The 20505-nt window shown below is 57.0% G+C and carries 19 protein-coding genes; 14 read left to right on the top strand and 5 right to left on the bottom strand.

Going from position 1 to position 20505, the window contains the following annotated elements; genetic code table 11:
* Positions 1 to 164: 164 nt before the first annotated feature.
* Positions 165 to 1700 (bottom strand): sensor histidine kinase, encoded by a 1536-nt coding sequence (locus AC1DKH_RS06510; RefSeq protein ID WP_477797759.1) that lies wholly within the window; start codon positions 1698 to 1700, stop codon positions 165 to 167.
* A gap of 170 nt (positions 1701 to 1870) precedes the next feature.
* Here AC1DKH_RS06510 and AC1DKH_RS06505 point away from each other — a divergent pair, with 170 nt between their 5' ends.
* On the top strand, positions 1871 to 2587 hold the full coding sequence (locus AC1DKH_RS06505) for a response regulator transcription factor (RefSeq protein ID WP_477797758.1): 717 nt from the start codon (positions 1871 to 1873) through the stop codon (positions 2585 to 2587).
* Positions 2588 to 2649: 62 nt separating this feature from the next.
* On the opposite strand, the gene gyrB is transcribed toward AC1DKH_RS06505, so the two are convergent.
* Genes gyrB through dnaA form a run of 4 tightly spaced genes read right to left on the bottom strand, consistent with a single transcriptional unit; the run spans position 2650 to position 8860 of the window.
* A complete protein-coding gene (gene gyrB, locus AC1DKH_RS06500) occupies positions 2650 to 5067 on the bottom strand; it encodes a DNA topoisomerase (ATP-hydrolyzing) subunit B (protein ID WP_057397325.1) in 2418 nt (805 codons plus the stop codon).
* Between the two features lie 5 nt (positions 5068 to 5072).
* Complete coding sequence (recF, locus tag AC1DKH_RS06495; protein ID WP_007985068.1) at positions 5073 to 6176, bottom strand: DNA replication/repair protein RecF; 1104 nt, start codon at positions 6174 to 6176, stop codon at positions 5073 to 5075.
* 20 nt (positions 6177 to 6196) lie between these two features.
* Positions 6197 to 7300: a DNA polymerase III subunit beta gene (gene dnaN / locus AC1DKH_RS06490; RefSeq protein ID WP_007969885.1), complete on the bottom strand. Its 1104-nt coding sequence runs from the start codon at positions 7298 to 7300 to the stop codon at positions 6197 to 6199.
* Positions 7301 to 7339: 39 nt separating this feature from the next.
* Positions 7340 to 8860: a chromosomal replication initiator protein DnaA gene (gene dnaA / locus AC1DKH_RS06485; protein ID WP_477759768.1), complete on the bottom strand. Its 1521-nt coding sequence runs from the start codon at positions 8858 to 8860 to the stop codon at positions 7340 to 7342.
* Positions 8861 to 9426: 566 nt separating this feature from the next.
* Between dnaA and rpmH the strand changes: the two genes are divergently transcribed.
* The 13 genes from rpmH (at position 9427) to AC1DKH_RS06420 (ending at position 20500) form a co-directional block, all read left to right on the top strand.
* Positions 9427 to 9561 carry a 50S ribosomal protein L34 gene (rpmH, locus tag AC1DKH_RS06480; RefSeq protein ID WP_003213577.1) on the top strand — a complete coding sequence of 45 codons (135 nt, stop codon included), beginning with the start codon at positions 9427 to 9429 and terminating at the stop codon, positions 9559 to 9561.
* A 16-nt stretch (positions 9562 to 9577) separates the two neighbouring features.
* Positions 9578 to 9979, top strand: coding sequence for a ribonuclease P protein component (gene rnpA, locus AC1DKH_RS06475; protein WP_056727027.1), 402 nt, complete (start codon positions 9578 to 9580; stop codon positions 9977 to 9979).
* Positions 9972 to 10217 (top strand): membrane protein insertion efficiency factor YidD, encoded by a 246-nt coding sequence (yidD, locus tag AC1DKH_RS06470; protein ID WP_010207715.1) that lies wholly within the window; start codon positions 9972 to 9974, stop codon positions 10215 to 10217. The genes rnpA and yidD overlap by 8 nt, the downstream gene beginning before the upstream one ends.
* Positions 10218 to 10219: 2 nt before the next feature.
* Positions 10220 to 11899 (top strand): membrane protein insertase YidC, encoded by a 1680-nt coding sequence (gene yidC / locus AC1DKH_RS06465; protein ID WP_477763107.1) that lies wholly within the window; start codon positions 10220 to 10222, stop codon positions 11897 to 11899.
* A gap of 79 nt (positions 11900 to 11978) precedes the next feature.
* On the top strand, positions 11979 to 13349 hold the full coding sequence (gene mnmE, locus AC1DKH_RS06460) for a tRNA uridine-5-carboxymethylaminomethyl(34) synthesis GTPase MnmE (RefSeq protein ID WP_477797757.1): 1371 nt from the start codon (positions 11979 to 11981) through the stop codon (positions 13347 to 13349).
* A 550-nt stretch (positions 13350 to 13899) separates the two neighbouring features.
* Positions 13900 to 15798: a tRNA uridine-5-carboxymethylaminomethyl(34) synthesis enzyme MnmG gene (mnmG, locus tag AC1DKH_RS06455; RefSeq protein WP_414913590.1), complete on the top strand. Its 1899-nt coding sequence runs from the start codon at positions 13900 to 13902 to the stop codon at positions 15796 to 15798.
* Positions 15795 to 16439, top strand: a complete 645-nt coding sequence (rsmG, locus tag AC1DKH_RS06450) for a 16S rRNA (guanine(527)-N(7))-methyltransferase RsmG (protein ID WP_007969895.1) — start codon at positions 15795 to 15797, stop codon at positions 16437 to 16439. Before mnmG ends, rsmG begins: the two co-directional genes overlap by 4 nt.
* 18 nt (positions 16440 to 16457) lie before the next feature.
* The gene (locus AC1DKH_RS06445; protein WP_007969897.1) at positions 16458 to 17255 is read left to right on the top strand and encodes a ParA family protein; all 798 of its coding nucleotides are present in this window, start codon (positions 16458 to 16460) and stop codon (positions 17253 to 17255) included.
* Positions 17256 to 17264: 9 nt separating this feature from the next.
* Positions 17265 to 18137, top strand: coding sequence for a ParB/RepB/Spo0J family partition protein (locus AC1DKH_RS06440; protein ID WP_108218795.1), 873 nt, complete (start codon positions 17265 to 17267; stop codon positions 18135 to 18137).
* 148 nt (positions 18138 to 18285) lie between these two features.
* Positions 18286 to 18693, top strand: coding sequence for a F0F1 ATP synthase subunit I (locus AC1DKH_RS06435; RefSeq protein ID WP_008045685.1), 408 nt, complete (start codon positions 18286 to 18288; stop codon positions 18691 to 18693).
* A 16-nt stretch (positions 18694 to 18709) separates the two neighbouring features.
* Complete coding sequence (atpB, locus tag AC1DKH_RS06430) at positions 18710 to 19579, top strand: F0F1 ATP synthase subunit A (RefSeq protein WP_477754448.1); 870 nt, start codon at positions 18710 to 18712, stop codon at positions 19577 to 19579.
* Between the two features lie 134 nt (positions 19580 to 19713).
* Complete coding sequence (atpE, locus tag AC1DKH_RS06425) at positions 19714 to 19971, top strand: F0F1 ATP synthase subunit C (protein WP_003097235.1); 258 nt, start codon at positions 19714 to 19716, stop codon at positions 19969 to 19971.
* Between the two features lie 58 nt (positions 19972 to 20029).
* Positions 20030 to 20500, top strand: coding sequence for a F0F1 ATP synthase subunit B (locus AC1DKH_RS06420; protein WP_116262423.1), 471 nt, complete (start codon positions 20030 to 20032; stop codon positions 20498 to 20500).
* The last annotated feature ends 5 nt before the right edge of the window (positions 20501 to 20505 follow it).

Below are 20505 nucleotides of genomic sequence, written 5' to 3'. Positions count from 1 at the left end.
GTCGTTTTCTGCATGTAACTTTATGATTTTTTTACATATTTCTCAGAGAGATAAAAACCATAAAAACGTGCATAAGTTTTTTTCGGACGTAAAAAAACCGGCTGATATAGCCGGTTTTTTTATGCCCGGAACAATCGCTGACTGTCGACCTGGATCGCTCGCTTTCATTCTGTAAACAGCGGAAATTGCAGCCTGAATGTCGTGCCCTGACCCACCTCGCTCTGACACTCGACTCGCCCGCCGTGCCGATCCACAACGGCTTTGACCATCGATAATCCCAATCCCACACCATCGATACCCTGGGCGGAAGAAAAGCGTCGGTATTGGCTGAACAGTTCGGGTAACTCCTCAGCGGCGATGCCTTTGCCCTGATCGATGAGCTCACAGATCAGCCAGCGGTCGCGTTGACTGACGCGCAAATGGATACGAGTACCTGAAACACTGTACTTGATGGCATTTTCCAGCAGATTGAACAACGCCCGGGTCAGCAGCGCCTGATCCGCCAGAACCAGACTTTCCTGGGCCTCCTCTTCCACTTGATGAACCAGTTCGATCTGTTTCAGCTGCGCGATGGGCAGCGCTTGATCGAACACATCCAGCACCAGCATCGCAAACAGGCTCGGCTGAAACTGATAAGCCTCGGACTCGGCCCTCGCCAGTTGTACGAAACCGTCAGTCAGTTCCAGGGCCCGGCGCACCTGCCTTTCGATTTGATCGAAGAGTTGCAGATCACCGCCCACCTGATGGCGATGCACATCGAGCAGCGCGAGGATGGCCGAGTGGGGTGCCCGCAGGTCGTGGGACAGAAAACGCAACAGGACTGCGCGTTGCTCTTCTGCATCACGTTCGACACTCAGATCAGTCAGGTTCCACAACCAGCCGACAGGGGTTTCCCCGTCTACTGGTAACAGCTCGGCACGCTCCAGACGCAGGCTACGCTCCTTGAGGTCGCGAAACTCAAGCAGCGGCAGTGTCGATAAAGGCGAACCCGGCCTGCGGCTCATATCCGGGTAACCAAGCCGTTCAAGTCGCTCTAGCACATCATCACCGACCAGATTCCCACCAAACAGGTCACGGGCCTTGCGGTTGCCGAGCAGAATCTGCCCTTGGGGATCGCTGATCAACGTGGCCACCGGCAAGTACTCCAAGCCATCGGCGATGAATCGGTGGGTATCGCGGGTCAGGCTCATGGCTTGTTCCAGCGCCATGATCTGCTTCTGCAAACGGTCGCCACCGGGATACTGGGCACGACGGCGCTCCGGAAACACTTTCGGCTCGCTGTCCAGCCGCGCCAATTCCCAACCGAAATAGGTCAGCACCACACTGAGGCGCCGCCAGTTCCAGATCAGATAACCAAACAGCATCCCCAGCACCGCAGGCGTCGGAGACCACCACCAGCGCTTGAACTCCGCAAGGCCGGCGCTGATCAGCAACGCACAAGCCATCCCCGTGAGCGTCAGCCAGAGCGCCAGGCGCGGGCGCCACAGCAACAGCCCAAGCACGCACGTCACCAGACCAAGGGAAAGCCATGCGCTCAAGCCTGGGGATGCATCGCCCAAGTTGATTTGCGCGCGATAGGACAGCAACGTTGTCAGCGGCAACAGCACGAGACTTATCCACAACCACTCGCGGACCAATTGCCGAAACAATCGCTGTACCTGGCTTGGCTCTCGGCTTTCACGGCGGCGTTGGTCAAACATGGCCAACAGGGCAGGGCGGGGTGAATGGTTTCATGATTCCTACGCCAGAGGTGTCGACTCAAAGAATCATAGCGGACGCCGCGACCAACGGCGGGCCGCTTGCTTTCACTGTATCGATTGAGCCGCTATCGTCGATAAAGAGCTGCCCAAGCGACAAGGAATCACCGTGTATGCGCGTTGCGATTCTGGACGATGAGCCCGCCGAACTGCGCCGGGTCGAACAAACCCTGCAACAGATGGCCGAAACCGGAGAGCAGCCGTGGTCGCTGCACAGCTTCGAACGGGCCGAAGACCTGTTGCGCCAACTGCGTCGGGAGACCTTCGACCTGCTGATCCTCGACTGGCAACTTCCAGACCTCACGGGTTTGTCATTGCTGCTATGGACCCGCGAACATATGGAAGCGCCGCCGGCGGCAATCATGCTCACCAGTCGCGACGGCGAAAGCGATATCGTTCAGGCCCTGAATGCTGGCGCCGACGACTACGTCAGCAAACCGTTCCGCCCCAATGAACTGAAAGCCCGTGTTGGCGCGGTTCTGCGCCGACATGGCCAGCAGCGCGCGACTGCCGAAGGGTTGAGCTTCAATGATCTGGTGTTCGACGACGCCGATCTGACCGTCACTCGCGACGGCAAACCGATCGTCATGACCGAACGCGAATACCGCCTGGCGCATTGCCTGTTCAGCAACCTCGGTCGACCGCTGTCGCGGGATTACCTGTACGAACGACTCTGGCCCCATGAAGAAATGTCGTCGTCGCGACCGCTGGACACTCACATCTATCGCCTGCGCAACAAACTTGGGCTGACGGCGGATCGCGGTTGGCAGTTGCTGACGATTTATGGGTATGGGTATCGGTTGGAGAGTGTGGCGTCGGCGAGCGAGTGAAACGCAGGTAATAAAAAAGGCCAATGCAAATGCATTGGCCTTTTCGTTGGCGTCGACCGGGATCAGAAGTCCAGGTTGGACACCGCCAGGGCGTTGCTTTCGATGAAGTCACGACGAGGTTCGACCGCATCACCCATCAGGGTGTTGAAGATCTGGTCCGCGCCAATAGCGTCTTCGATGGTCACTTTGAGCATCCGGCGCTGGCTTGGGTCCATAGTGGTTTCCCATAGCTGATCCGGGTTCATTTCGCCCAGACCTTTGTATCGCTGGATGGTGTGACGCTTGGTGCTTTCAGCCATCAGCCATTCAAGGGCTTCCTTGAACTCGGTCACCGGCTTCTTGCGCTCGCCACGCTGGATATACGCGCCGTCGTCCAGCAGGGTGCTCAGTTGAGCGCCGAGGGAAACAACAGTCTTGTAATCGTTGCTGCCGAAGAAGTCGCGGTTGAAGGTGACGTAGTTCGACAGGCCGTGGGAGATCAGTTCGACCTCTGGCAGCCAGACGTTACGTTCACGGTCTTCACGCAGGCTGGCTTTGTAAACCAGGCCGGACTTCTCGACGGTGCGCAGGCGAACTTCGTACTGAGCCAGCCAATCTTGCATCGCTGCGTGATCGGACAGTTGCTCCATGCTCACCGCTGGCAGGTAGATGAAGTGCTCGGTCAGCTCCTGTGGGTACAGGCGCGACAGACGCTTGAGGGTCTTCATCACCAGACGGAAGTCATTCACCAGACGCTCAAGTGCTTCACCGGAAATGCCAGGAGCTTCTTCGTTCAGGTGCAGGCTCGCATCTTCCAGGGCCGACTGCGTCATGTACTCTTCCATGGCGTCGTCGTCTTTGATGTATTGCTCTTGCTTGCCTTTCTTCACTTTGTACAGCGGCGGCTGAGCGATGTAGATGTAGCCGCGTTCGATCAGCTCCGGCAACTGACGGAAGAAGAAGGTCAGCAGCAGGGTACGGATGTGCGAACCGTCGACGTCAGCATCGGTCATGATGATGATGTTGTGGTAACGCAGCTTGTCGATGTTGTACTCGTCGCGGCCGATGCCGCAGCCCAGCGCGGTGATCAAGGTGCCCACTTCTTGCGAAGAGATCATCTTGTCAAAACGCGCCTTCTCGACGTTCAGGATCTTGCCCTTCAGCGGCAGGATGGCTTGGGTCCGACGGTTACGTCCCTGCTTGGCGGAGCCGCCAGCAGAGTCACCTTCCACGAGGTAAAGTTCAGAAAGGGCAGGGTCTTTTTCCTGGCAGTCGGCCAGTTTGCCCGGCAGGCCAGCGATATCCAGCGCACCTTTGCGACGGGTCATTTCACGGGCTTTACGCGCCGCTTCACGAGCACGCGCCGCATCGATCATCTTGCCGACGACCAGCTTGGCTTCGTTCGGGTTTTCCAGCAGGAAGTCGGAGAAGTACTTGCCCATTTCCTGTTCGACCGCGGTCTTCACTTCGGAAGAAACCAGCTTGTCTTTGGTCTGGGAGCTGAACTTCGGATCCGGTACTTTCACCGAAATGATCGCGGTCAGGCCTTCACGGGCATCGTCACCGGTGGTGGCAACTTTGTGCTTCTTCGCCAGGCCTTCTGCTTCGATGTAGGTGTTGAGGTTACGCGTCAGCGCGGAACGGAAACCCACCAGGTGAGTACCGCCGTCGCGCTGTGGAATGTTGTTGGTGAAGCACAACAGGTTCTCGTTGAAGCTGTCGTTCCACTGCAGGGCGATTTCCACGCCGATGCCGTCTTCGCGCTGAATGTTGAAGTGAAACACCTGGTTGACCGCAGTCTTGTTGGTGTTCAGGTATTCAACGAACGCACGCAGGCCGCCTTCGTACTTGAACAATTCTTCCTTGCCGCTGCGTTCATCCTTGAGGACGATGCCGACACCGGAGTTGAGGAAGGACAGTTCACGAATCCGCTTGGCCAGGATGTCCCAGCTGAAGTGGATGTTCTTGAACGTCTCGGCCGATGGCTTGAAGTGAATCTGGGTGCCCGTGGTTTCACTCTCACCAACGATTTTCATCGGTTCTTGTGGAACACCGTGGACGTAAGTCTGTTCCCAGATTTTACCGCTGCGGCGAACGGTCAGGACCAGTTCTTTGGACAGTGCGTTCACCACCGACACACCTACACCGTGCAGACCACCGGATACTTTGTAGGAGTTGTCGTCGAACTTACCGCCGGCGTGCAGCACGGTCATGATGACCTCGGCTGCCGAAACGCCTTCTTCTTTGTGCACGTCTACCGGGATGCCGCGACCGTTGTCACGAACGGTGATGGACTCATCCGGGTGAATGATGATGCTGATGTCGTCGCAGTGGCCGGCGAGAGCTTCGTCGATCGAGTTATCGACCACTTCGAACACCATGTGGTGCAGACCGCTGCCATCGTCGGTGTCACCAATGTACATACCGGGACGTTTGCGTACGGCATCCAGGCCTTTCAGCACTTTAATGCTCGTTGAGTCGTACGTATTTTCTTCGCTCAATGCCTTCACTCCCGATGGTCGTGGGTCTGGGTGATACGGCCCTGTTCCACGTGGAACAGAGCGACTGGCGTTTCCGTCTGCCAGCCTTCCCTCAATAATTCGTGATCTACACAGGTGATAAAGACCTGGCAGCGTAAGTCTTCCAACAAGCGGCAAAGCGCACGACGGTGGTGCTCGTCCAGCTCGGACGGCAAGTCATCCACCAGATAAATACACTGACCGCGCCGAGCCTGGCTGACCAAGTGCCCCTGGGCAATCCGCAATGCGCAAACCACCAACTTCTGCTGGCCACGGGACAAGATGTCCGCGGCGTTGTGCGCACCCAGTCTGAGACGCAAATCAGCGCGTTGTGGTCCGGCCTGGGTATGCCCCATTTGCTGGTCCCGCTGAAGAGACCCAGCGAGCACAGCACTCAGTTCACGGTCCTTGTCCCAGCCGCGGTAATAGCTGAGCGTCAAGCCTTCAAGCTCAACCAGATCGCTCAAGGTTTGTTCAAAGACTGGTTTCAAGGCTTTGATATAAGCGCGGCGGTATTCATCAATTTCAGCGCTGGCCTGGCACAGTTCCCTGTCCCAAACCGCTTGCGAAACGGCGTCAAGTGTACCATGCCGCAGCCAAGAGTTTCTCTGGCGCAGGGCCTTCTGCAAGCGCTGCCAGGTTGACATGAAGCGCGGTTCCACGTGGAACACGCCCCAGTCGAGAAACTGTCGGCGAATCTTCGGCGCACCTTCCAGCAATCGAAAGCTGTCCGGATTGATCAGTTGCAGTGGCAAGATCTCGGCCAGTTGCGCGGCGCTGCGTGCGTTCTGCCCATCGATACGGATCTGGAATTCGCCTTGTCGATCCCGTGAGATGCCCAGGGCGCTATGCCCTCCCTCCGCCAGTTCAACCTGGCCAAATACCGTACAGGCAAGCTGTTCGTATTGAATGACCGGCAACAGACGGGTGCTGCGAAACGAACGGGCAAGCCCCAGCAGATGGATGGCTTCCAGAACACTGGTTTTGCCGCTGCCGTTGGCGCCGTAAAGAATATTGATGCGGGGGGAGGGGGAGAAGGTCACCGGGTGCAGATTGCGCACCGCGGTGACCGAGACGCGACTTAAGGACATCTAGCTTCTGCTGAGCATGATTACAGACGCATCGGCATGACAACGTAGGCCGAGTCGTCGTTATCCGATTCCTGCACCAGCGCACTGCTGTTGGAGTCGGACAGGATCAGACGAACCTGCTCGGTGGTCATCACGCCCAGTACGTCGAGCAGGTAGCTCACGTTGAAGCCGATTTCCAGAGAGCCGCCGTTGTATTCAACGCCCACTTCTTCTTCCGCTTCTTCCTGCTCCGGGTTGTTCGCCTGGATCTTCAGCTGCCCGCTGGCCAGTTGCAGACGGATACCACGGTACTTCTCGTTGGACAGAATGGCGGTACGGCTGAACGCTTCGCGCAGAGCCTGACGATCGCCAAGAACCAGCTTGTCGCCGCCTTTAGGCAGAACACGCTCATAGTCCGGGAATTTTCCGTCGACCAGCTTCGAGGTGAAGGTGAACTCACCGGTGGTGGCGCGGATGTGGTGCTGACCCAGCACGATGCTGACATTGCCGTCTGGCTCGGTGAGCAGACGAGCCAGCTCGAGGATACCTTTACGCGGCACGATGACCTGGTGACGATCCGGCTGACCGATATCGGCCTGCATCGAGCACATGGCCAGACGGTGACCGTCAGTGGCCACGGCGCGGATCACGCCAGCGGACACTTCCAGCAGCATGCCATTAAGGTAGTAACGCACGTCCTGCTGGGCCATGGCGAAGCTGGTGCGCTCGATCAGACGACGCAGTTTGCTTTGCTCCAGGCTGCAGGTCAGCGAACCCGGGCCTTCTTCCACGGTAGGGAAATCGTTGGCCGGTAGTGTCGACAGGGTAAAGCGACTACGGCCGGCTTTGACCACGAGCTTCTGCTCATCGACCTTGATGTCGATCAGCGCATCGTTCGGCAGGCTTTTGCAGATGTCCATCAGCTTGCGCGCCGGCACGGTGATGGAACCCGGATCCGCCGGCTCTTCGAGTTGAACACGACCGACCAGCTCGACTTCCAGGTCGGTACCGGTCAGCGACAATTGCTGGCCTTCGACAACCAGCAGCACGTTGGAAAGCACCGGCAAGGTCTGTCGGCGCTCGACGACGCCTGCGACCAGTTGCAGGGGTTTCAACAGGGCTTCGCGTTGAATGGTGAAATGCATGGTCTAGTCCCTTGCCTTAATTAGCTGCGCTGGTATTCATCAAGTGGTCAGTGTACGCAGCAGGTTCTTGTAGTCCTCGCGGATGTCCGCGTCGGATTCCTTAAGTTCGTTGATCTTGCGGCACGCGTGCAAGACCGTTGTATGGTCGCGACCGCCAAACACATCGCCAATTTCCGGCAGGCTGTGGTTGGTCAGTTCCTTGGACAACGCCATGGCGACCTGACGCGGACGAGCGACCGAACGCGAACGGCGTTTGGACAGCAAATCGGATATCTTGATCTTGTAGTACTCGGCGACGGTGCGCTGAATGTTATCCACAGAGACCAGTTTATCCTGCAACGCCAACAAGTCCTTCAGGGATTCGCGAATCAGCTCGATGGTGATATCGCGGCCCATGAAGTGCGAGTGCGCGATCACGCGTTTGAGCGCGCCTTCCAGCTCACGTACGTTGGAGCGAATGCGTTGGGCAATGAAGAACGCGGCGTCGTGCGGCAACTCGACTTTGGCCTGATCGGCCTTCTTCATCAGGATCGCCACGCGGGTTTCCAGCTCCGGCGGCTCGACCGCTACGGTCAGGCCCCAGCCAAAACGGGATTTGAGACGTTCTTCAAGGCCTTCGATTTCCTTCGGGTAGCGGTCACTGGTGAGAATGACCTGCTGGCCACCTTCGAGCAGGGCGTTGAAGGTGTGGAAAAACTCTTCCTGGGAACGCTCCTTGCGGGCAAAGAACTGAATGTCATCGATCAGCAATGCATCCACCGAACGGTAGAAGCGTTTGAACTCGTTGATCGCGTTCAGTTGCAGAGCCTTGACCATGTCCGCCACAAAACGCTCGGAATGCAGGTACACCACCTTGGCATTCGGGTTCTTCTTTAATAGATGGTTACCCACAGCGTGCATCAAGTGGGTTTTACCCAGGCCGACGCCACCATAAAGGAAGAGCGGGTTGTAACCGTGCTTGGGGTTGTCTGCCACCTGCCAGGCGGCGGCGCGCGCCAACTGGTTGGATTTACCTTCAACGAAGTTCTCGAAGGTAAAGGTGCGATTCAGGTAACTGGTGTGCTTGAGCGCACCTTCGACCTGCACGGTACGTTGCTCGGCGCGAACCGGGGCCTGTTGCGAACTGGCGCCGGCCATGGGGTCGAAGCTGTCACGAGAAGGTTCTTGCTCGGTGACCTCATCCACTTTTCGCGTCGTACGTTTGGTCGATGCGGCGGCAGGTGCTGGCGGTGGACTGGCAGGCGCTTGAGCAGCCTGGGCCTGGGAAGCGGCGGCAGCCAGGGGAGCATTGGGCGCGGCACGGGGTGCCGAACTGCGTTTGCTGCCTATTAACAAGGAAAGCGCAGGCGCCATGCCATTGCCGTGCTCATCGAGTAATTCGAGAACACGCCCCAGGTACTTTTCGTTGACCCAGTCCAGAACAAAACGATTGGGTGCATAGACACGCAACTCGTCGCCTTCGGCTTCGACCTGTAGTGGACGGATCCAAGTGTTGAATTGTTGGGCAGGCAGCTCATCGCGCAAAAGCTCCACGCACTGCTGCCAAAGTTCCACTGACACGGATATCCCCTAAGTTGAAAGCCGGTGAGGCAAAAACAAGCGGCCATTGTAGCGACCAGACGCCGACTTATCCACACGAAGGTGGTTCATCGACCAAGAAGAATCGCCGTTTTATACGCAAAAAAGACGACCAGTGGTCTGTGCATAAGCTCTGTGGATAACCGGGGTTAAGGTCATTGCACAAGTGGGGGCGGAACTCGGTGGATAACCGGCCTGTGGATAAACCGAGCTTCCACACACAGGTTATCCGACAGCGCAGCACAGGCTGAACACTGTTTTCCACTGTAGTTGTCATTCTCTGTACATCAGGTAACACAAGGGCTGAATCGACTTATCCACAGATGGGTGCGGGCCTAGCTTTTATAAGCTTTACAGAAAAGCTTTAAATACTTTCCTTTCTTATTTTTATATTTGCCAACGGATCGTTCAGCGCAAAACGCCCGGAGATCTATTTATAAGGAAACGCTGGTTGGAAATTGACCTGAAGGCTTGCTTTCTCTAGAATCCCCGGTCTCTTAAAACGGGGGCCATTCCGGCCCGTTGTGGACGAACCAGGTAACACGACAATGAAACGTACTTTCCAACCAAGCACTATCAAACGCGCTCGTACCCACGGTTTCCGTGCTCGCATGGCTACCAAGAACGGTCGTGCCGTCCTGTCGCGTCGTCGCGCCAAAGGTCGTGCGCGTCTGGCAGTTTGATAATCCGGCACTGGAGGTGAGTCAGGACTTCAGTCGGGAAAAGCGTCTGCTTACCCCCCGGCAATTCAAGGCAGTCTTTGACTCCCCTACCGGCAAGGTTCCGGGGAAAAATCTCCTGCTCCTTGCGCGCAACAACGATCTCGATCACCCCCGTCTCGGGTTGGTTATCGGGAAAAAGAGCGTAAAGCTCTCCGTCGAGCGCAATCGCCTCAAACGTCTGATGCGCGAATCGTTTCGCCTGAACCAGGACTCTCTGGTCGGTTGGGACATCGTTATCGTCGCGCGCAAAGGTTTGGGTGATGTAGAAAACCCCGAATTGATTCAGCATTTCGGCAAACTCTGGAAACGTCTGGCTCGCAGTTCGCCGGTACCAGCAGTCAAAACCGAAACTGTAGGGGTAGACAGTCCAGATGCGTAAACTGGCACTCGTTCCGATCCAGTTTTATCGCTATGCCATTAGTCCCCTGATGGCCAGTCACTGTCGTTTCTACCCCAGTTGTTCCTGCTACGCGTTAGAAGCCATCGAAAATCATGGCCTTCTTCGCGGTGGCTGGCTGACCTTTCGTCGTTTAGGTCGCTGTCATCCGTGGAATCCCGGTGGTTATGACCCGGTTCCACCTATCCCTACCTCCCGTTCTTCTTCGATGGCCGAGTAATCATGGATATCAAACGCACGATCCTGATCGTCGCCCTGGCAATCGTGTCCTACGTTATGGTTCTTAAATGGAACCAGGACTATGGCCAGGCTGCCCTGCCGACTCAGAATGTTGCCACCAATACGACTGCATCGGGCCTGCCGGATACGGCATCTGGCTCCAACGCTTCCGCCAGTGACGACATTCCACGTGCTGCAAGCGACACCAGCGCACCTGCCGAAACGCCGGTGGCTGTGAGCAAGGACCTCATCCAGATCAAAACGGATGTACTGGACCTGGCTGTCGACCCACAAGGTGGTGATGTTGCCCAACTGACCCTGCCGCTGTATCCGCGTCGTCAGGATCACCCGGAAATTCCGTTCCAGCTGTTCGATAACGGCGGCGAACGTACTTATCTGGCGCAAAGCGGTCTGATCGGCACCAACGGTCCGGATGCCAATCCGGCCGGTCGTCCGGTTTATTCCTCGGAGAAGAAGGTTTATCAGCTGGCTGACGGTCAGGACCAATTGGTCGTGGACCTGAAGTTCAGCAAGGACGGCGTCAACTACATCAAGCGTTTCACCCTGAAACGTGGCCTGTATGACGTAACCGTTTCCTACCTGATCGACAACCAGAGCGCTCAGCCCTGGACCGGTGCGATGTTCGCGCAATTGAAGCGTGACGCCAGCGCCGATCCATCTTCCACAACCGCCACCGGCACCGCGACTTACCTGGGCGCTGCCCTGTGGACAAGTTCCGAGCCGTACAAGAAAGTGTCCATGAAGGACATGGACAAGGCGCCGCTGAAAGAAACCATCACTGGCGGTTGGGTTGCCTGGTTGCAGCACTACTTCGTGACCGCATGGATTCCGGCCAAGGGCGAAAACAACGTCGTCCAGACCCGTAAAGACAGCAAAGGCAACTACATCATCGGTTACACCGGCCCATCGATGAGTGTTGCGCCGGGTGCCAAGGCCGAGACCAGTGCTGTTCTGTACGCCGGTCCGAAAAGCCAGGCCGTGCTGAAAGAGTTGTCCCCAGGTCTGGAACTGACGGTCGACTACGGCATTCTGTGGTTCATCGCCCAACCGATCTTCTGGTTACTGCAACACATCCACGCCATTGTGGGTAACTGGGGCTGGTCGATCATCTTCCTGACCATGCTGATCAAAGGGATTTTCTTCCCACTGTCGGCTGCCAGCTACAAATCCATGGCGCGCATGCGTGCAGTGGCACCGAAACTGGCCGCGCTGAAAGAGCAACATGGCGATGACCGGCAGAAAATGTCGCAATCCATGATGGAGCTGTACAAGAAAGAGAAGATCAATCCGCTGGGTGGTTGCTTGCCAATCCTCGTGCAGATGCCGGTTTTCCTCTCGCTGTACTGGGTTCTGCTGGAAAGCGTCGAAATGCGCCAGGCGCCGTTCATGCTGTGGATCACTGACCTGTCGATCAAGGATCCGTTCTTCATTCTGCCGATCATCATGGGTGCAACCATGTTCATCCAGCAGCAGTTGAACCCGACTCCACCGGATCCGATGCAGGCCAAGGTGATGAAGCTGATGCCAATCATCTTCACCTTCTTCTTCCTGTGGTTCCCGGCGGGTCTGGTGCTGTACTGGGTAGTGAACAACTGCCTGTCGATCGCCCAACAGTGGTACATCACGCGTAAGATCGAAGCGGCTACCAAAGCAGCTGCCTGATTTACACTGTGGATAACCACTCAAAACGCCCCCTAGTGGGGCGTTTTGCTATCTGTCACTTTTGTCTGGATACCGGTTTATGAGCGTTCCTCGTGAAACCATCGCCGCCGTCGCCACCGCTCAAGGTCGTGGCGGTGTAGGCATCGTGCGTATTTCCGGGCCGTTGGCCAGCGTTGCGGCCAAGGCTTTCAGCGGTCGCGAGCTCAAGCCGCGATTTGCCCACTATGGTCCGTTTCTCGGTGAAAACGACGAGGTGCTGGACCAGGGCATCACGCTGTATTTTCCAGGGCCAAACTCGTTCACCGGCGAAGATGTGCTGGAGCTGCAAGGTCATGGTGGCCCGATCGTTCTGGATATGTTGCTCAAGCGTTGCCTGGAACTGGGTTGCCGTCTCGCCCGACCGGGGGAGTTCAGTGAGCGCGCCTTCCTCAACGACAAACTGGACCTCGCCCAGGCCGAAGCCATTGCCGACCTGATTGAAGCCAGTTCTGCCCAGGCTGCGCGAAACGCATTGCGCTCCCTGCAGGGTGCCTTCTCGTCACGTGTGCATAACCTCACCGAGCAATTGATCGGCCTGCGCATCTATGTCGAAGCGGCCATCGATTTCCCGGAAGAGGAAATCGACTTCCTCGCCGATGGCCACGTCCTGAGCATGCTCGACAAAGTGCGCGACGAGTTATCTACCGTCATGCGCGAAGCCGGGCAGGGTGCCTTGCTGCGTGACGGCATGACCGTGGTGATTGCCGGTCGTCCGAATGCCGGTAAATCCAGCCTGCTCAATGCACTGGCCGGGCGTGAAGCGGCGATCGTGACCGAAATTGCTGGCACCACCCGTGATGTGCTTCGTGAACATATCCACATCGATGGCATGCCGCTGCACGTGGTGGATACCGCCGGTCTGCGCGATACCGATGATCATGTGGAAAAAATCGGCGTAGAGCGTGCCTTGAAAGCCATTGGCGAAGCGGATCGGGTACTGCTGGTAGTCGATGCCACGGCACCTGAAGCCATCGATCCGTTCGCACTCTGGCCGGAGTTTCTCGAAATCCGTCCCGATCCCGCGAAAGTCACCCTGATCCGCAACAAGGCCGACCTTACGGCTGAACCCATTGCCATGGAGGTCAGCGACGACGGCCATGTCACCATCAGCCTGAGCGCCAAGTCTGGTGGTGTCGGACTAGAGCTGCTGCGTGATCACCTCAAGGCCTGCATGGGCTATGAACAAACGTCCGAAAGCAGCTTCAGTGCTCGCCGGCGACACCTTGAGGCGCTACGTCATGCCAGTACTGCCCTCGAGCATGGCCGTGCCCAATTGACCCTGGCCGGCGCTGGCGAGTTGTTGGCCGAGGATTTGCGCCAGGCTCAGCAGTCGCTGGGTGAAATCACCGGTGCTTTCAGCTCTGACGATCTGCTGGGGCGAATTTTCTCCAGCTTCTGTATCGGTAAGTAGCCCTCCTGTTATTCACAGACAGGCCATTCGTGCCTGTCTGCTCCCTCCTTTTCTGAAAAAAACCTCCAGTGCCGAGCGGACTTCGTCTGCTTGAGCGCAATTCCTGTACCCGAATTTCGAGCGAACGGCACTTTTCTGTGGATTAAGCCCTGTGAATAACCGCAGCTAAGGTCAGTTGATAACAGGGCTCTAAAACTGAACATAACCGCCTCTGTGGATAACCACCCCTTTCATCCACAGGCTTACACCGGTTATCCAAGGGCCTCATTGGCACATGAACACAGGGTTTTGAATCTCTGTACACATTGAAAACAAAGGGATTCATAGATCTATCCACAGATAGTTGCCTGCATAGAAATAAACATAAAAACAAAGATTTAATAAATTTCTTTCTTTTTAATTTCTATAACTCCGAGTTTTCCACAGCTGGTTAAATTTTGTGCAAAGGGTTCTTTAGGAAGGGCGAAGTCCCTATACTTGTCGACCAGGTCCAAAAACCTGAGCTCAAACTATTCCTGAATTACCTACTTAAGCAGGCACGAGGTGCGTGGTGGATTTCCCTTCCCGTTTTGAAGTGATCGTCATCGGCGGCGGTCATGCCGGTACCGAGGCAGCACTGGCCTCAGCACGTATGGGGGTTAAAACCCTGTTGCTGACGCACAACGTGGAAACCCTCGGTGCCATGAGTTGCAATCCGGCCATTGGCGGGATCGGCAAAAGCCACCTGGTCAAGGAAATCGACGCCCTCGGCGGCGCGATGGCCATGGCTACCGATAAAGGCGGTATCCAGTTTCGCGTGTTGAACAGCCGCAAAGGCCCGGCCGTGCGAGCAACCCGCGCACAGGCAGACCGGGTTCTGTACAAGGCAGCTGTCCGCGAAATCCTGGAGAACCAGCCGAACCTGTGGATATTTCAACAGGCCGCTGACGATCTGATCGTCGAGCAGGAACAAGTCCGTGGTGTTGTCACCCAGATGGGCCTGCGTTTCCTCGCCGATTCCGTGGTGTTGACCACTGGCACATTCCTCGGTGGACTTATCCACATCGGTTTGCAGAATTTTTCCGGCGGTCGCGCCGGTGATCCGCCATCGATCGCGCTGGCTCACCGTCTGCGTGAGCTGCCATTGCGTGTGGGTCGTTTGAAAACCGGTACTCCGCCGCGTATCGACGGCCGGTCTGTGGATTTCTCGGTGATGTCCGAGCAACCAGGTGATACGCCGATCCCGGTGATGTCGTTCATGGGGTCCAAAGAGCAGCATCCGAAGCAAGTCAGCTGCTGGATTACTCATACCAACGCCCGCACCCACGAAATCATTGCCGCGAACCTCGACCGTTCGCCGATGTATTCCGCTGCCGGTGAGATCGAAGGCATCGGCCCGCGTTATTGCCCGTCGATCGAAGACAAGATCCATCGCTTCGCCGACAAGGAAAGCCATCAGGTGTTCATCGAACCGGAAGGTTTGACCACCCATGAGCTGTATCCGAACGGGATATCCACATCCTTGCCGTTCGACGTGCAATTGCAGATCGTGCAATCGATCCGCGGCATGGAAAACGCGCACATCGTGCGTCCTGGCTACGCGATCGAGTACGACTACTTCGATCCGCGTGACCTGAAATACAGCCTGGAAACCAAAGTCATCGGCGGCCTGTTCTTCGCCGGGCAGATCAACGGCACCACCGGTTACGAAGAAGCCGGTGCCCAGGGTTTGCTCGCCGGGACCAACGCAGCGCTGCGCGCACAAGGCAAAGAGGCCTGGTGCCCGCGCCGCGACGAGGCCTATATCGGCGTGTTGGTTGACGACCTGATTACCCTCGGTACCCAAGAGCCGTACCGGATGTTCACGTCCCGTGCCGAATACCGTCTGATTCTGCGCGAAGACAACGCCGACCTGCGTTTGACCGAAAAAGGTCGCGAACTGGGCCTGGTGGATGACGTGCGCTGGGCGGCTTTCTGCAAAAAACGCGAAAGCATCGAACTGGAAGAGCAGCGCCTGAAAAGCACCTGGGTACGCCCGGGCACCGAACAAGGCGATGCCATTGCCGAAAAGTTCGGCACGCCACTGACTCACGAATACAACCTGCTCAATCTCTTGAGCCGTCCGGAAATCGACTACGCTGGTCTGATCGCCGTGACCGGTGGGGGCGCAGAAGATCCACAGGTTGCCGAGCAGGTCGAAATCAAGACCAAGTACGCCGGCTACATCGATCGTCAACAGGATGAAATCGCCCGCCTGCGCGCCAGCGAAGACACCAAATTGCCTGTGGATATCGATTACACGAATATTTCCGGTCTCTCCAAAGAGATCCAGAGCAAGCTCGGCGCGACCCGTCCAGAAACCTTGGGCCAGGCCTCGCGTATCCCGGGCGTTACGCCGGCAGCCATTTCGCTGTTGATGATTCATTTGAAAAAACGCGGCGCGGGCCGTCAGTTGGAGCAAAGCGCTTGAGTTCGTTGGTCACTTCGCAACACGCAGAAGAGTTATCCACAGGTGCCCGCCAGCTTGGCGTCACGCTGACAGAAACCCAGCACGCACAACTGCTGGGTTACCTGGCCCTGTTGATCAAATGGAACAAGGCTTACAACCTCACCGCCGTGCGTGATCCGGACGAAATGGTTTCCCGTCACTTGCTCGATAGCCTGAGTGTGATGTCGTTCATCGAAAACGGTCGTTGGCTCGACGTCGGCAGTGGCGGCGGCATGCCTGGCATTCCGCTGGCGATCCTGTTTCCCGAGTCCCAGGTGACCTGCCTGGACAGCAACGGCAAGAAAACCCGCTTCCTGACCCAGGTAAAACTCGAACTCAAACTGGATAACCTGCAAGTTATCCACAGTCGCGTTGAAGCCTTCCAGCCTGCCCAGCCGTTCAACGGGATCATTTCCCGGGCGTTCAGCAGCATGGAGAACTTCAGCAACTGGACTCGCCACCTCGGCGATAGCGAAACACGCTGGCTGGCAATGAAGGGCGTTCATCCGGCCGATGAGCTGGTAGCATTGCCGGCAGACTTCCACCTCGATAGCGAACACGCCCTGGCCGTACCTGGTTGCCAAGGCCAACGCCATCTGCTGATACTGCGCCGCACGGCATGATTGGGAACACAAGCAAGAATGGCTAAGGTATTCGCGATTGCGAACCAAAAGGGTGGCGTGGGCAAAACCACCACCTGCATCAACCTCGCAGCATCCCTGGTCGCGACCAAGCGCCGGGTGCTGTTGATCGACCTTGATCCACAGGGCAACGCCACCATGGGTAGCGGTGTGGATAAACATGGCCTGGAAAACTCGGTCTACGACCTGCTGATCGGTGAGTGCGACCTGGCCCAGGCCATGCACTTTTCCGAACACGGTGGTTACCAGTTGTTGCCAGCCAACCGCGACCTCACCGCGGCCGAAGTAGTGCTGCTGGAAATGCAGATGAAGGAAAGCCGTCTGCGCAGCGCGCTGGCGCCGATCCGGGAAAACTACGATTACATCCTGATCGACTGCCCACCGTCGCTGTCGATGCTGACCCTGAACGCACTGGTTGCCGCCGACGGGGTAATTATCCCCATGCAGTGCGAGTACTTCGCACTCGAAGGCTTGAGCGACCTTGTGGATAACATCAAGCGTATCGCTGAACTGCTGAACCCGAACCTGAAGGTCGAAGGCCTGCTGCGGACGATGTACGACCCGCGCCTGAGCCTGATGAACGATGTCTCGGCGCAGCTCAAGGAACACTTCGGCGAACAGCTCTACGACACCGTCATTCCGCGCAACATCCGTCTGGCCGAAGCGCCAAGCTACGGCATGCCGGCGCTGGCGTACGACAAAGCATCGCGAGGCGCCGTTGCCTATCTGGCATTGGCGGGCGAAATGGTTCGTCGTCAACGCAAAAACTCACGCATCGCCGCTGCTCAGGCAACTTAAGGAATCCCCATGGCCGTCAAGAAACGAGGTCTCGGACGTGGACTGGATGCTCTGTTGAGTGGTCCGACTGTCAGCTCGCTGGAAGAACAAGCGGCGCAAGCCGATCAGCGTGAGCTGCAGCACCTTCCCCTGGATCTGCTCCAGCGCGGCAAATACCAGCCGCGTCGTGACATGGATCCGCAGGCGCTCGAAGAGCTGGCGCAGTCGATCAAGGCCCAGGGCGTCATGCAGCCCATCGTGGTTCGCCCGATCGGCAGCGGCCGTTTTGAAATCATTGCCGGCGAACGCCGCTGGCGCGCCAGCCAGCAAGCCGGGAAGGAAACCATCCCGGCGATGGTTCGCGATGTGCCCGATGAAACCGCTATTGCCATCGCGCTGATCGAGAACATCCAGCGCGAAGACCTGAACCCGATCGAAGAAGCGGTGGCTCTGCAGCGGTTGCAGCAGGAGTTCCAGCTGACCCAGCAACAGGTCGCCGAGGCAGTGGGCAAGTCCCGGGTGACCGTGGCTAACCTGTTGCGCCTGATTTCCTTGCCGGAAGTCATCAAGACCATGTTGTCCCACGGCGACCTGGAAATGGGTCACGCCCGTGCTTTGCTCGGTTTGCCGGAAATTCAACAGGTTGAAGGGGCGCGACATGTTGTCGCACGCGGGCTGACCGTGCGCCAAACCGAGGCACTGGTTCGCCAGTGGTTGAGTGGTAAACCGGAGCCTGTTGAAGCGGCAAAACCGGACCCGGATATCGCCCGTCTCGAACAGCGCCTGGCCGAGCGCCTAGGCTCTGCGGTGCAGATCCGCCACGGTAAGAAGGGTAAAGGGCAATTGGTGATTGGCTACAACTCACTGGATGAGCTTCAAGGCGTACTTGCACATATCCGCTGAAACATTTCCTCATGTAGCGCGCAGTCGGAAATCACTACCTGACAGTTGAATAGGGGCAGAACCGCCCCTATACTCTGCGCGCATTTTGTCGGCACAAATTATGCCAAGTTATTGAATTTCGGCAGCCGACCATTGGGGAGTAAAAGTGATGGAAACCCGCACGCCAAACCGCCTGCCCTTCCATCGCCTGGCAGTTTTTCCGGTGTTAATGGCTCAATTTGTCGTGTTGCTGATCGCCGCTTTGGCGCTCTGGTACCGATATGGAGTCGTTGCCGGGTACTCGGGACTCTGCGGAGGCCTGATAGCCTTGCTACCGAATGTTTATTTCGCTCACAGGGCATTTCGGTTTTCCGGCGCCCGAGCAGCCCAGTCCATCGTCCGGTCTTTTTATGCCGGCGAGGCAGGCAAACTGATTTTGACGGCAGTGCTGTTTGCACTGGTGTTTGCAGGTGTGAAGCCACTGGCGCCGATTGCAGTATTCGGTGCCTTCGTGCTGACTCAGTCGGTCAGCTGGTTCGCTCCCCTGCTGATGAGAACAAGACTTTCGAGACCTTAGGGCGTTTGAGGCAACCATGGCAGAAACAACCGCTTCGGGCTATATCCAGCACCACTTGCAGAACCTGACCTTCGGTCAGCTACCCAACGGCGGCTGGGGCTTTGCCCACACCGCAGCAGAAGCCAAGGAAATGGGCTTCTGGGCTTTCCACGTCGATACCCTCGGCTGGTCGGTCGCATTGGGTCTGATCTTCGTTCTTCTTTTCCGCATGGCGGCAAAGAAGGCGACTACCGGTGTTCCTGGTGCTTTGCAGAACTTTGTTGAAGTATTGGTCGAATTCGTCGATGGCAGCGTGAAAGACAGCTTCCATGGCCGTAGCCCTGTGGTTGCACCACTGGCACTGACCATCTTCGTCTGGGTGTTCATGATGAACGCCGTCGACCTGGTACCGGTCGACTGGATTCCTCAGCTGGCCATCCTGATCTCCGGCGACCACCACATCCCGTTCCGTGCCGTGTCGACCACCGACCCGAACGCTACTCTGGCCATGGCCTTCTCGGTGTTCGCGCTGATCATTTTCTACAGCATCAAGATCAAGGGCCTCGGCGGCTTCATCGGCGAGCTGACCCTGCACCCGTTCGGCAGCAAGAACATCTTCCTTCAGGCGCTGCTGATTCCGGTGAACTTCCTGCTGGAATTCGTGACCCTGATCGCCAAGCCGATCTCCCTGGCTCTGCGTCTGTTCGGCAACATGTATGCCGGCGAGCTGGTCTTCATTCTGATTGCTGTGATGTTCGGCAGCGGTCTGCTCTGGCTTAGTGGCCTGGGCGTTGTTCTGCAGTGGGCGTGGGCTGTGTTCCACATCCTGATCATCACCCTGCAGGCGTTCATCTTCATGATGCTGACCATCGTCTACCTGTCGATGGCACACGAAGAAAACCATTAAGACCAGTCTCGACTAGTCTGATGTCCCTCCCCGTTAAACGGGAGGGGGCTCTTAACGGGGCCTCTGAAACGATTTGTTTTACCGCTTTAAATTAAAAAAACCTAAACCATACGACGTAAAAGTCGGGAGGAAAGATGGAAACTGTAGTTGGTCTAACCGCTATCGCTGTTGCACTGTTGATCGGCCTGGGCGCACTGGGTACCGCAATTGGTTTCGGCCTGCTGGGCGGCAAGTTCCTGGAAGGCGCAGCGCGTCAGCCAGAAATGGTTCCAATGCTGCAAGTTAAAATGTTCATCGTTGCCGGTCTGCTCGACGCCGTAACCATGATCGGTGTTGGTATCGCTCTGTTCTTCACCTTTGCGAACCCGTTCGTTGGTCAAATCGCTGGCTGATTACTCGGATCTTCCGGGTAATTTGGTGTGATGGACAACGTAACTGCGAGGTGTTGGCGTGAACATTAATGCGACCCTGATTGGCCAGTCCGTTGCGTTCCTGATTTTTGTACTGTTCTGCATGAAGTTCGTATGGCCTCCGGTCATTGCGGCTCTGCACGAACGTCAAAAGAAGATCGCTGATGGTCTGGACGCTGCCAGCCGAGCAGCTCGCGACCTGGAGTTGGCCCAAGAGAAAGCGGGTCAGCAACTGCGCGAAGCGAAAGCTCAGGCAGCTGAAATCATCGAGCAAGCCAAGAAACGCGGTAATCAGATTGTCGAAGAGGCTGTTGAAAAAGCCCGTGTCGACGCTGACCGTGTGAAGGTTCAGGCTCAGGCCGAGATCGAACAGGAACTGAACAGTGTCAAAGACGTGCTGCGTGCCCAAGTGGGCTTGCTGGCAGTCGAAGGCGCCGAGAAGATCCTGGGTGCCACAATCGATCAAAACGCGCACGCAAAGCTGGTTAACCAACTGGCTGCTGAAATCTAAGCGAG

This window comes from Pseudomonas sp. 05L36 (assembly GCF_056398125.1).
Note: the sequence above shows the minus strand (reverse complement) of the source record. Positions and strands in the feature narration are given on the sequence as shown.